Below are 12,717 nucleotides of genomic sequence, written 5' to 3' on the forward strand. Positions count from 1 at the left end.
TGATCGCAGCCCAATCGGTTCCACCATCGAAAGGAATGTCGTGACCTCCGACAGCCGCCCACCGAATTCCGCAGAAGACACCCGGAGCAACAGCGAGAGCGAGAACCCGGCGATCCCGTCGCCGGAGCCCAAAGCGCATGCGCCGCTGACCAACAAGGACTGGTGGCCCGAGCAGATCGATCTGTCGGTCCTGCATGCGCATTCCCCGCTGTCCAACCCGCTGGGCGAGGACTTCGACTACAAGAAGGAATTCGCGAAGCTCGACGTCGAGGCACTCAAGGCCGACCTCGTCTCGCTGATGACCCAGTCGCAGGACTGGTGGCCCGCCGACTACGGCCACTACGGCGGCCTGTTCATCCGCATGAGCTGGCACGCCGCCGGCACCTACCGCATCTTCGACGGCCGCGGTGGCGGCGGTCAGGGTGCGCAGCGCTTCGCCCCGCTCAACAGCTGGCCGGACAACGCCAACCTCGACAAGGCCCGACGCCTGCTGTGGCCGATCAAGCAGAAGTACGGCAACAAGCTCTCGTGGGCGGACCTGCTGGTCTTCGCCGGCAACGTCGCGCTGGAATCCATGGGCTTCAAGACCTTTGGCTTCGGTTTCGGTCGCGAGGACATCTGGGAGCCGGAAGAGGTCTTCTGGGGCCCCGAGGACCAGTGGCTCGGCACCGACAAGCGCTACTCCGGTGAACGCGAACTGGCAAAGCCGTTCGGCGCCACCACCATGGGCCTGATCTACGTCAATCCCGAAGGGCCCGAGGGCAAGCCGGACCCGATCGCGGCCGCCTACGACATCCAGGAGACCTTCGCCCGGATGGCGATGAACGACGAGGAGACCGCAGCCCTCATCGTCGGCGGCCACAGCTTCGGCAAGACCCACGGTGCCGGCGACGCCGATCTCGTGGGCCCCGAGCCCGAGGCCGCACCGATCGAGCAGCAGGGCCTGGGCTGGAAGTCCAGCTACGGCAGCGGCAAGGCGGAGGACACCATCACCTCGGGTCTGGAGGTCGTCTGGACCAACACGCCGACCCAGTGGGACAACAGCTTCCTCGAGATCCTCTACGGCTACGAGTGGGAGCTGCAGAAGAGTCCCGCAGGCGCATGGCAGTACGTCGCCAAGGACGGTGCGGGAGCCGGCACGATCCCCGATCCGTTCGGCGGACCGGGACGTGCACCCACGATGCTGGTCACCGACGTGGCCCTGCGCGAGTCGCCGATCTACGCCGACATCACCCGCCGCTGGCTCGACCATCCCGAGGAACTCGAGGTGGCCTTCGCCAAGGCCTGGTACAAGCTGCTCCACCGCGACCTGGGGCCGGTCACCCGCTACCTCGGACCGTGGGTTGCCGAGCCGCAGATCTGGCAGGACCCGGTGCCGGCCGTCGACCACGAGCTCGTCGACGACTCCGACATCGCGTCGCTGAAGGGCAAGCTGCTCGAGGCGCTATCGCCCACCCAGCTGCTCAAGACCGCGTGGGCGTCGGCGGCGAGCTTCCGCAGCACCGACAAGCGCGGCGGCGCGAACGGTGCACGCATCCGTCTCGAACCGATCAAGAACTGGGAGGTCAACGAGCCGAGCGAACTCGCCAAGGCCCTGCCGGTCTACGAGCAGATCCAGAAGGACTTCAACGACTCGGCGTCCGGCGGCAAGAAGGTGTCGGTGGCCGATCTGATCATCCTCGGTGGCGCCGCCGCCGTGGAGAAGGCCGCCGAGGCCGCCGGTTTCCCGGTCACCGTACCGTTCACCCCGGGTCGCACGGACGCCTCGCAGGAGGAGACCGACGTGGACTCGTTCGAGGTGCTCGAGCCCGCGGCCGACGGCTTCCGCAACTACAGCCGTGGCGGTGAGAAGGCCCCGCTGGAGCAGCTGCTGCTCGAGCGCGCCTACATGCTCGGCCTCACCGCTCCGGAGCTCACCGTGCTGATCGGCGGACTCCGTGCCCTCGACGTGAACTACGGCGGCTCCAAGCACGGCGTGTTCACCGATCGCCCGGGCGTGCTGTCCAACGACTTCTTCCGCAACGTCGTCAGCATGGACTACGAGTGGAAGTCGGGCACCGACGAGAACGTCTACGAGGTCGTCGACCGCTCGTCGGGCGCGACCAAGTGGACGGCGACCGCCGCCGACCTGTCCTTCGGTTCGCACTCGCAACTGCGCGCGCTGTCGGAGGTCTACGCTCAGGACGACAACGCCGAGAAGTTCGTCAACGACTTCGTCAAGGCGTGGGTGAAGGTTGCCGAGAACGATCGTTTCGATCTGGGCTGATCCAGCCTGATCGATCGGGGGCACCCCGCGGACCAGGGCCGCGGGGTGCTTCCGTGTTCAGGGACGAGCTATAGTATGGATTGATGAATTTCTCAATCCGTCAAGTCATCAACTGGCACTGCCTGCCTACCGACCGCCGTTGGAGTGACCCGTGACCGATCCCGGCCCCGACAAGCCGCTGTACGAGATCAAGGCCAACTTGTTCAAGGCCCTCGCGCACCCCGCTCGCATCCGGGTCCTCGAGGTGCTCAGCGCCAACGGTGATCCGACGCCGGTCAGTGAACTCCTCGCCGCCACCGACCTCGAGCCGACGCTGCTGTCGCAGCATCTGGGCGTCCTCAAGCGGCACCGGGTGGTCACCGCCAACCGCGTCGGCAACGCCGTCTTCTACGAACTCGCCCACCCGAAGATCTCCGATCTCCTGGTCATCGCGCGCACGTTCCTGATAGACACCCTCGACGCTCAGCGTGAGCACCTCGACGCCATCTCGTCACTTCCACCGGTGACCCGCCGGTGAGTACCGACGCCGTCACCGGCACGCTCGCCCGGATCAAGGGCTTCGCCCCCCGACGCAGCGATTACGCCGACCTCCCCCGGAGCTGGAAGACCGACATCCTCGCCGGCGTGACCGTGGGCATCGTCGCCCTCCCCCTGGCGCTCGCCTTCGGCATCAGCTCCGGCGTCGGCGCCGCCGCGGGCCTGATCACCGCGGTCGTCGCCGGTCTCGTCGCCGCGGTCTTCGGCGGCTCGCACGTCCAGGTGTCCGGGCCCACCGGCGCGATGGCGGTGATCCTGGCGCCGATCGTCGCCGAACACGGCCTGAGCAGCATCGCCATGGTCACCGTCCTCGCGGGCTTGCTGGTGCTGATCGCAGGCGTACTCGGACTCGGACGCGCCGTGACATTCATCCCGTGGCCGGTCATCGAGGGCTTCACCCTCGGCATCGCGGCAATCATCTTCCTGCAACAGGTGCCGGCCGCGTTCAACACGGCAGCCCCGGCGGGCATGCGGACCCTGAACGCCGCGATCGACGTCGTCGTCCACGCCGACTGGTCGCAGGCCTGGTCCACGCTGACCGTCGTCGCGATGGTCGCGGTGATCATGGTGGTGCTGCCGCGTGTCCATGCTTCCATTCCCGAATCTCTCACCGCGGTCATCGCGGTCACCCTGATCGTCTACTTCACCGATGTCTTCGACGTGGCGACGATCGGGCAACTGCCGTCGTCGCTGCCCGCGCCCTCCATCCCGCACGTCGACTCCGAGGCACTGCGGGCGATGTTCAGCGCGGCGGTGGCGATCGCCGCGCTCGCGGCCATCGAGTCGTTGCTCTCGGCTCGGGTCGCGGCGACCATGTCGCCCACCGGCCCGTACGAACCCGACCGCGAGCTGTCCGGGCAGGGCCTGGCGTCGATCGCGTCGGGTCTCTTCGGCGGCATGCCCGCGACGGGCGCGATCGCCCGCACGGCGGTCAACGTCCGGTCCGGCGCCCGCACCCGCGTCGCCGCGATCGTGCACTCGCTGTTGCTCCTGGGCGTCGTCTACCTGGCCACCGGCCCGGTGTCGGAGATCCCGCTCGCCGCGCTCGCCGGCGTGCTCATGGTGACGTCGTTCCGCATGGTATCCGTCGGGACCGTCCGCGCGATCCTGCGGTCGACCCGCTCGGACGCCCTGATCTTCGTCGTCACCGCGATCATCACCGTGACGCTCGACCTCATCGAGGCCGTCGAGATCGGCATCGTCGTAGCGGCGTTCTTCGCGCTGCGCCAGGTCGCCCAGCGGGCGAGCGTGACCCGCGAGCCGCTGCCGGGTCCCGCGCAACCCGGCGACGAGCGCATCGCCCTGCTCCGGCTCGACGGCGCGATGTTCTTCGGCGCTGCCGAGAAGATCTCGACCACCATCTCCGCGGGCGCCGACCGCAACGAGTCGGTGTCGGTCGTCATCATCCGGATGTCGCACCTCGGCATGCTCGACGCCACCGGCGCCCGCTCGCTCGCCGAGATCGTGGCCGATCTCGAGAAGCGCGGCGTCACCGTGATCATCAAGGGGGTGCAACCCGAGCACCTCGCGCTGCTCGAAGGTGTCGGCGTCGTCGACTCCCTGCGCCACGACAACCATCTCGTCGACACCCTCGACGAGGCCATCGCCCACGCGCGAAGTCACGTCGAACGCGAGAGGATGTGAACTACCTGCATCGACGCTGGTTTCAAGAGCACCGGGACGACCCGTCTCCGGCGGCATCAAACCACAAGACCCGAGGCCCCTGAACGCGAGGCTGATCACAGGGGGCAGAATCGGGGAGTAGTTGTCACACAAGCACACCGCAAGCGTGGTATCGGTGAAGCCTGACTCACAAGGTCGCCGGCGACACCGGTTAATACAGACAGAATCGAGAACATCAGGCATGAGCACCCAGAAGCCGACCATCATCTACACGTTGACCGACGAAGCCCCCATGCTCGCCACCCACGCGTTTTTACCGGTGGTGCGCACGTTCGCCGGAGCGGCCGGCATCGAAGTCGAGACCAGCGACATCTCGGTCGCAGCGCGCATCCTCGCCGAGTTCTCCGATCTCCTCCCCGAAGATCAGAAAGTCACCGACAACCTCGGCGAACTGGGCAAGCTCACCCAGGATCCCGACACCAACATCATCAAGCTCCCCAACATCAGTGCCTCGGTGCCGCAGCTCCTCGCCGCGATCAAGGAACTCCGGGAAAAGGGCTACGACCTTCCCGAATTCCCCGGCAACCCGAAGAACGAGGAAGAGCAGGCGATCCGCGACCGGTACACCAAGTGCCTGGGCAGCGCGGTCAACCCGGTTCTGCGTGAGGGCAATTCCGATCGCCGCGCGCCGAAGGCCGTGAAGGAGTACGCGCGCAAGCACCCGCACAGCATGGGCGAGTGGTCGATGGCGTCGCGTACCCACGTCGCGCACATGCGCGAGGGCGATTTCTACCACGGCGAGAAGTCGATGACCGTCGAGGGCGACCGCAAGGTCAAGATGGAACTCATCCCGGACGACGGCAGCGAGACCCTGGTTCTCAAGCCCGAGGTCGACATCACCGACGGCGACGTCATCGACAGCATGTTCATGAGCAAGAAGGCGCTCATCAAGTTCTACGAAGAGCAGATCGAGGACGCCTACAAGACCGGCGTCATGTTCTCGCTCCACGTCAAGGCGACGATGATGCGCGTCTCGCACCCCATCGTCTTCGGCCACGCGGTGAAGGTCTTCTACCGCGACGCCTTCGAGAAGCACGGCGAACTGTTCGACGAGCTCGGCGTCAACGTCAACAACGGCCTGTCGGATCTCTACAGCAAGATCGAGTCGCTCCCGAGCGCCCAGCGCGAGGAGATCATCGACGACCTGCACAAGTGCCACGAGCACCGTCCCGAGCTGGCGATGGTCGACTCGGCCCGCGGCATCTCGAACTTCCACTCCCCCAGCGACGTCATCGTCGACGCGTCGATGCCCGCGATGATCCGCGCCGGCGGCAAGATGTACGGCGCCGACGGCCGCCTCAAGGACACCAAGGCGGTCAACCCGGAGTCGACCTTCTCCCGCATCTACCAGGAGATGATCAACTTCTGTAAGACCAACGGGCAGTTCGATCCCACGACGATGGGCACCGTTCCCAACGTCGGCCTGATGGCGCAGAAGGCCGAGGAGTACGGCTCGCACGACAAGACCTTCGAGGTCCCGGTCGGCGGCACCGCCAACATCACCGACATCGAGACCGGTGAGGTCCTGCTGACCCAGACCGTCGAAGAGGGTGACATCTGGCGTCTCTGCATCGTGAAGGACGCCCCGATCCAGGACTGGATCAAGTTGGCCGTCAACCGCTGCCGCGACTCGGGCATGCCGGTCCTGTTCTGGCTCGACCCGTACCGCCCGCACGAGAACGAGCTGATCAAGAAGGTGCACAAGTACCTTCCCGAGCACGACACCGAGGGCCTGGACATCCAGATCATGTCGCAGGTCCGCGCCATGCGGTACACCCTCGAGCGCGTCGTCCGCGGCCTGGACACCATCTCGGCCACCGGCAACATCCTCCGCGATTACCTCACCGACCTCTTCCCGATCCTGGAGCTCGGCACCAGCGCGAAGATGCTGTCGATCGTGCCGCTGATGGCCGGCGGCGGTCTCTACGAGACCGGTGCGGGCGGTTCGGCACCGAAGCACGTCAAGCAGCTCATCGAGGAAAACCACCTCCGCTGGGATTCGCTGGGTGAGTTCCTCGCCCTCGCGGTCAGCCTCGAGGACATGGGCAAGAAGTTCGACGACCAGCGTGCGGTGATCCTGGCCAAGGCGCTCGACGCCGCAACCGGCAAGCTGCTCGAGAACGACAAGGGCCCGTCGCGCAAGACCGGTGAGCTCGACAACCGCGGCAGCCAGTTCTACCTCGCTCTGTACTGGGCCCAGGAGCTGGCCGGCCAGACCGAGGACACCGAGCTGGCCAAGCAGTTCGCGCCGCTGGCCGAGACCCTCGCCGCGAACGAGGAGAAGATCGTCGAGGAGCTGAACTCCGTGCAGGGTCAGCAGGTCGACATCGGCGGCTACTACTACCCGGACTGGGACAAGACCGCTGCCGTCATGCGTCCGAGCAAGACCTTCAACGAGGCACTCGCTTCGCTCGACCTCTAGTTCTCGCCGCACCGATCGAGAACGCCCCGGGTGATCCGTTCACCCGGGGCGTTTTTCGGCACTACCGTCGACACCATGGCCGATGCCGACATCAACTTCTATTTCGATCCCGTGTGCCCGTTCGCGTGGATGACGAGCAAATGGGTTCGCAAGGTCCAGGCGCAACGTGACTACAGCGTCGACTGGCGGTTCATCTCGCTGCGTCTGCTGAACGCACACATCGACTACGCCGCGCATTTTCCACCCGAGTACGAGGCCGGGCACACCGCCGGTCTCCGGCTGCTCCGCGTCGCCGCGAGCATCCGTCGCGAGCACGGCCGCACCGCCATCGATCCGTTCTACACGGCCCTCGGCACGCTGTTCTTCGAGGAACACACCGGCACGTACACCGTCGACAACACCGACCACCGCGGCACCGCCGGCTTCCTCACCCCGGTACTGGAGGGGCTCGGGTTGCCCACCCATCACGTCGACGCACTCGAGAACACCGACTTCGACGCGGAGATCCGAGCCGAGACCGAGGAGGCGCTCGCACTGACCGGCCGTGACGTCGGCACACCGATCATCCACTTCCAGCCGCCGAGCGGCGTCGCCTTCTTCGGCCCGGTCATCAGCCGCCTGCCGAGCGACGAGGACGCAGTCACGTTGTGGGACCACGTGATCGGGCTGGCGAGCTTCCCCGGATTCGCCGAACTCAAGCGGAGCCTGCGGGAGAAGCCGCAACTGCGCGCCTTCGGCGTGACCGCCGACGAGACGCCCGAGCAGGAGGACTGGCACGCCGGCAGTCGGCGGACCCGCGAAGACTAGTGCCGTACCGGCTTTGGAGTCGAGACGGCACCAGCACCTCGACGCCGCGACACGAACACGACACCCGTGGTGACCACCAGCGCGACGATCGTTGCGATGGCAACGCCCACGATGCCGGTCGTCTCGCCCTGCGCCGTGGCCAGGATGCCGAGGAACGCCCAGATCAGCGTGAGCCGGGTAGGCGACCAGGACGGACCCGACCGCGGCGGTGACAGTGAGTCCGAAGACTGCACACACGATGAGAATGATGAGCTGCCAGCCGAGGGACTGCGAATCGGCGAGGTCGGTGCCGATCGCGGCCGCCCAGTTCTGGAACACCGCCGCGGTGGCCCACGCGACGTAGATGCCGACCAGGACGCGGCCAAGGACCCGCAGCCAGCCTGGTGCCGCGTCGTCGGCGGGGCGCGCCGCGATGCGTGCGGCGTCGAGTAGCACCACCGTCATGACGGTCAGCACGATCGGCGTGACCCACGTCCATTCCGCCGCGGACACCAGAATCCAGATGGCCGCGCCGGCGAAGGCTATCTCGAGATCGATCAGCAGGCGACGCGGATCTGCGGTCCCCGTCGCACCTTTCCACACCACTGCGAGCGCGAAGACGACGGACACCGAGCGCCCCCACGAGGTACGCACCGGGGTCGCGGGATCGGGACTCCTCGACCACCACGTCGAGATCACCGGTGCGTGCCGACGGTACGTCCGCGAACCCTGGCTCGACGATAGCTGGAACCGGGTCATGGTCCGGCGCAAGGAGGTCCGGTGCCGCCCGCAATCCGGCGAACAGGAACTCGGGACAGATCGTCATCGCGACCGCGTGGATGGCGTAGACCGTCACCAACTGTCAGGGCAGATACACGGCGATGAGGATCCCCGCGATGAGACCGGTACCGGCACCGATGAGCGAGCCGGTCGCCATGAACGCACGGCCCTTCTCACCTCGGTCGGCGACCATCATCGCCGCCGCCGCACCGGTGCTCAGCGCCACCGACGCGCCCGTCATCAACCGGCCGGGGAACAGCACCAGCGGGTACCAGGCGCCGACGACCTCCACGAGGTCGCCGACGATCGCCGTGATGAACGCGATGGGCAGGACCTTGCGCGTGTGCCGGATCAGCGGACCGCGAGCCGAGATCAGCAGGATCACGATGAGTGCAAAGAAGTAGGTGGCGAACAGGACCGCTGCGGCGGCCGCCCCGAGCATCTTCTCGGCCGCGCGAACGACTAACCTGACCGGACACAGATGTTCGGAAGGAGTTCAAGTGGGCGGCAGGGTTCTCGCACTGGTTCACGGTGTGCGGCCGGAGTGGCGCGAAACGGTGCTCGGTTCGTTGCTGCCCGCCTTCGTCGACCGCGGATTCGACGTCGTCATCCACGACGTCGAGGACGGGCCCCCGCCCCCGTCAACCGGATTCGACCTGGTATGCGTGACCGGCTCCCCGGATTCGGCCTTCGACGCCGCACTGCCGTGGGTCGAACCCGAACTGCGGTACCTCTCCCACACGGTCGGCCGACAGATCCCGATCTTCGGTATCTGCTTCGGCGCCCAGATCCTCGCGCGAACTCTCGGCGGTTCGGTGGCGCCGAGCACGCGTCCCGAGCACGGATTCGTCACCGTCAGCACCACCCGTCCCGATCTGGTCGAAGCGGGCCCGTGGATGGAATTCCACCACGACACCATCACCGTGTCCGATGTCGCCGAGGTGATCGCGGTCAACGACGCGGGGGTGCAGGCCTACGTCTCCGGCCCACATCTGGGCGTGCAGTTCCACCCGGAGATCACACCGGACTGCTTCTCCGGGTGGCGCAAGGGATTCACAAGCGCCCGGTCGGGCAGCGACGATGGGAAGATCGACACCCGGGCCCTCGCCGTTGAGATCGATTCTGCCGCACCCGAGACCGCAGCCCGCTGCGACCGACTCGTCGAACGATTCCTCGAGCACGCCGGGATCAGCATCACTGCTGCCTGAGGTGCGAGGAGCGTTAGCGACGAGCCACGAAGGCGGCGGCCTCAGACTCTCGAATCAGCCCGTCGGCTGAAGTCCCACGTACTTGTCGGCGACGCCCGGGGCGTCGAGCTCCCAGTCGGTGAACTCGTACAGGTCGGTCGCCACCTCGGTGATGACGTCGCGTAGTTCAAGCTGCTCGAGCCAGCGTTCCGGGATGACGCCGGCCCCTTCGCGCGCGCCGAGCAGGTTGCCGGTGATCGCCCCGGTCGAGTCCGAATCACCGTCGTGGTTCACCGCGAGCACGATGGCCTGCTCGAAATCGCCTGCGACGAGCGCGCAATAGATCGAGATCGCGAGCGCTTCCTCGGCCACCCAACCCTCGCCGAGTCGGGAGATCGCTTCCTCCGGCGCGACGTCTTCACCGGCGAGCCGCTCGGCGAGTTCGACGGCGGCCAGGGTCTCCTCGTGCTCGGGTTTGGTCCGGAGGATGTTCTTTGCCGCGGCGAGCGCGTCCTCGAGAGGGGCACCTTCGGCGAGCTCACGGACCATCAGGGCGAGGACGCCGCCGGTCAGCGAGCCCGACGGGTGCCCGTGGGTCAGCGCGGCGATCGCGGTTCCGAGATCGAAGGTTCCCATCGCTGACCACTCCGCGCGAGCGGCGAACAACCCGACCGGCGCGGCACGCATGACCCCGCCGCAGCCCTTGCTGTCATTGTCTGCCGGAGTGCCCGGCCGCGTCGTGGAACGCAGCGTACTCAGGCAGGTCGTGCCGGGGGCGCGCTGGCTGTGGAGCTCCCGGTGCTCGGTCAGCCAGCTGGCGCGCTCGCCCATCGGCAGCACGCCGTGCCGGGGGTGCTCCCCCTGTGTCATGAACCAGCGCAGGTAGGCGCGGGCCGTCGACGCCGCAAAGCACGAGATCCCGCCGTCGCAATCCCGTAGCCACGCGCGCAGCAGTCCCTCGGCCGTGAAAAGGGTCATCTGGGTGTCGTCGGTGATGGTTCCGGTTCCGCCGTATGCCGGCGCGTAGGAAGTGATGCCCGTCTGGCCGAACCGCTCCATGATCGCCGAGCGCGACATGAATTCGACCGATCCCCCGAGTGCGTCGCCGACCGCACCCCCCACGATGCAACCGACAAACCGTTCTTTCATCGGCGTCACCTGCGCTTTCCCGAGTAATTCCAACCATGTTCACACGGGTCGACGATGTTCGCAGGCCGGTGGTTCGATTGAGGCCTACGTCTCGTTTCCCGTAGTGGGATCCCTTTGCCGATCAGATCGGTTGGCGGAGCCGGTCCGCAGGTTTGTCAGACCCCCGGGGTACAACTGAAGACACAGGAATTCGATGACACAGCAGTAGTCGACGACGGTCCCAACCAACCGCATTACCTCCATGAGAGGGACGGCTGCCGTCATGATCGACACCGACACCACGTCACTCGACGCACACTTCGACCAACTCGTCGAGATCACCGCGCCCTCCGACGACCCCACCGGCCGCACGACGTACGCACAGTTGGAGTTCTGGCGACTGATCCGCAACGTCGCCGGCCACCAGATCGCCACCCACGCAGCGACTCTCGACTCGCTGGGCGTTGCGGAAAAGCCGGGTCGACCACCAAGAAACTGTTGATCGAGATGGGATTCCCGCCCGCAGTCGCCACCCGCGCCGCCCGCATCGCCGACCGCCTCGGCACGCTGGGCAAGGTCGAGGCGTGAAATACAGAAACATGCGCAGACGATCGGAAACACCATCGCCGACGATCAGGATGGCCTCCCCGCCTGCGACGACCGATCCCTCGACACCCTGTCCCACCACCTGACTGATGACAGTCGCGTCGACATCCACGCCAACGTCACTCAGTCCACGGTGTGTAAGCGATTCCCCGCGCACCAGTTCCGTTCCCGCTCACCTTTGCACGCTGGCTGCCAGCCTTGTCGTGAGACAGGTTGGTAGCCAGGGTGGGGAATGGAGCCGGGGGCATCGTGACTTGTGTAGGCCAGAGGCCTGGCCGTATCGCTTGTGAGCGATATTGCTTTGGAGTAATATCTAGCGTGTGTTGATCGACTGGTCGAGCGAGTTCGACGACTTCCTGACCCGGCTGGAGGAGTCGGCTGCGGCGGGCAATGCCGTGGATCGGCTGCGGCTGGATCTGCTGCTGGCGGAGTTGCAGGTGCTCGCTGACCTCGAGGAGCCGCCGGTGGTGGAATCGGCGACGCTCAAGCGGGTGCGGCAGTCGAAGCGGTATGTGGTGTGGCGGGTGTCGCACCCGTATCGCGAGGGTGTGGCGGTGCGGCTGATCGTGTGGTTTCCCGACGACGCGCATGTGGTGGTGGCCCTGTTTTCCGGGGACAAGGCGCGCATGGGTGATGTGTTCTACGACAGCGTCGGACCGCGCGCGGATGTCGCGATCGAGGCGTGGAAACGGCAAACCGAGACTGAGAGAGGTGAGGGCTGATGAGTGAGGAGAAGCGGGCCACGTTCCGGCGCGGCAATGAGCGGATCGCGGAGCTGTTGGCCGATCCCGATACCGCGGCGCGGGTCGAGACGATCCGCGCGGAGATGGCCCAGGCCGACCGGGCGCATGCGATGGGGTTGGCGGCGATCAGGCAGGCTGCGCAGCTGACCCAGACCGAGCTGGCCCAGCGGATGGGTATCAAGCAGGCTGCGGTGTCGGGGTTGGAGGCACGTGAGGACCTGTTGCTGTCGACGCTGGCCAACTACCTGGCCGCCGCCGGCGCCACCGACGTCACCATCACCGCCCGTCTCGGTGACCGCACCGTCGAGGTCGCGCTGCCTGCACAGCTGGTCGACGGGGCATGAGGGCCGTGAACAGGCCGGGATCGGCGGCCGGTAGCTGATGAGGTCGGTCGATTTCTGGACCGACCGCACGGTGCCCGGCCGTGACCCGTGGAAAGGCACCGTCCGCCAGAAGCGGGTGATGGACCACCTGCTTGTACGGAGAATCGCGAGTGGCACGCTCCCGGACCGCTCGGACATTGAGGTGGCTGTTGCTCTGGCGAGGTTTGCTCACGAGGAGTTGTCAACGGCCAGTTTG

Annotated in this window: 11 protein-coding genes and 1 pseudogene; 9 read left to right on the forward strand and 3 right to left on the reverse strand. The window is 66.6% G+C overall.

Annotated features, from left to right (window positions below):
• The first annotated feature begins 40 nt into the window (after positions 1-40).
• The 5 genes from katG to GKZ92_RS19545 all read left to right on the forward strand — a co-directional run bounded on the left by katG (position 41) and on the right by GKZ92_RS19545 (position 7,715).
• Positions 41-2,266, forward strand: a complete 2,226-nt coding sequence (gene katG, locus GKZ92_RS19525; protein WP_005198130.1) for a catalase/peroxidase HPI — start codon at positions 41-43, stop codon at positions 2,264-2,266.
• Positions 2,267-2,417: 151 nt separating this feature from the next.
• Positions 2,418-2,783: an ArsR/SmtB family transcription factor gene (locus GKZ92_RS19530; protein ID WP_005198129.1), complete on the forward strand. Its 366-nt coding sequence runs from the start codon at positions 2,418-2,420 to the stop codon at positions 2,781-2,783.
• The gene (locus tag GKZ92_RS19535; protein ID WP_006359788.1) at positions 2,780-4,447 is read left to right on the forward strand and encodes a SulP family inorganic anion transporter; all 1,668 of its coding nucleotides are present in this window, start codon (positions 2,780-2,782) and stop codon (positions 4,445-4,447) included. The genes GKZ92_RS19530 and GKZ92_RS19535 overlap by 4 nt, the downstream gene beginning before the upstream one ends.
• A 220-nt stretch (positions 4,448-4,667) precedes the next feature.
• On the forward strand, positions 4,668-6,908 hold the full coding sequence (locus tag GKZ92_RS19540; protein WP_006359787.1) for an NADP-dependent isocitrate dehydrogenase: 2,241 nt from the start codon (positions 4,668-4,670) through the stop codon (positions 6,906-6,908).
• Positions 6,909-6,983: 75 nt separating this feature from the next.
• Positions 6,984-7,715, forward strand: coding sequence for a mycothiol-dependent nitroreductase Rv2466c family protein (locus GKZ92_RS19545; protein ID WP_040004259.1), 732 nt, complete (start codon positions 6,984-6,986; stop codon positions 7,713-7,715).
• Here the strand turns inward: GKZ92_RS19545 and GKZ92_RS23805 are convergent.
• Together GKZ92_RS23805 and GKZ92_RS23810 are read right to left on the reverse strand one after the other, a co-directional pair.
• Positions 7,712-7,948, reverse strand: a complete 237-nt coding sequence (locus GKZ92_RS23805) for a hypothetical protein (protein ID WP_230461840.1) — start codon at positions 7,946-7,948, stop codon at positions 7,712-7,714. The genes GKZ92_RS19545 and GKZ92_RS23805 overlap by 4 nt on opposite strands.
• Positions 7,949-8,556: 608 nt before the next feature.
• A complete protein-coding gene (locus GKZ92_RS23810; protein ID WP_006359785.1) occupies positions 8,557-8,916 on the reverse strand; it encodes a hypothetical protein in 360 nt (119 codons plus the stop codon).
• A 58-nt stretch (positions 8,917-8,974) separates the two neighbouring features.
• Here GKZ92_RS23810 and GKZ92_RS19560 point away from each other — a divergent pair, with 58 nt between their 5' ends.
• Positions 8,975-9,682, forward strand: coding sequence for a type 1 glutamine amidotransferase (locus GKZ92_RS19560; RefSeq protein WP_006359784.1), 708 nt, complete (start codon positions 8,975-8,977; stop codon positions 9,680-9,682).
• 54 nt (positions 9,683-9,736) lie between these two features.
• Here GKZ92_RS19560 and GKZ92_RS19565 read toward each other — a convergent pair whose 3' ends face one another.
• Positions 9,737-10,810 carry an ADP-ribosylglycohydrolase family protein gene (locus tag GKZ92_RS19565; RefSeq protein WP_006359783.1) on the reverse strand — a complete coding sequence of 358 codons (1,074 nt, stop codon included), beginning with the start codon at positions 10,808-10,810 and terminating at the stop codon, positions 9,737-9,739.
• Positions 10,811-11,072: 262 nt separating this feature from the next.
• Here GKZ92_RS19565 and GKZ92_RS19570 point away from each other — a divergent pair.
• The 3 genes and pseudogenes from GKZ92_RS19570 to GKZ92_RS19580 form a co-directional block, all read left to right on the forward strand.
• Positions 11,073-11,525: pseudogene (locus GKZ92_RS19570) on the forward strand (HNH endonuclease); the annotation flags it as partial.
• Positions 11,526-11,715: 190 nt separating this feature from the next.
• Positions 11,716-12,117 (forward strand): hypothetical protein, encoded by a 402-nt coding sequence (locus tag GKZ92_RS19575; RefSeq protein ID WP_006359781.1) that lies wholly within the window; start codon positions 11,716-11,718, stop codon positions 12,115-12,117.
• Complete coding sequence (locus tag GKZ92_RS19580; RefSeq protein ID WP_006359780.1) at positions 12,117-12,482, forward strand: XRE family transcriptional regulator; 366 nt, start codon at positions 12,117-12,119, stop codon at positions 12,480-12,482. The genes GKZ92_RS19575 and GKZ92_RS19580 overlap by 1 nt, the downstream gene beginning before the upstream one ends.
• The last annotated feature ends 235 nt before the right edge of the window (positions 12,483-12,717 follow it).

It is taken from the genome of Gordonia sp. 135 (genome assembly GCF_009720185.1).
Classification (GTDB): domain Bacteria; phylum Actinomycetota; class Actinomycetes; order Mycobacteriales; family Mycobacteriaceae; genus Gordonia; species Gordonia alkanivorans.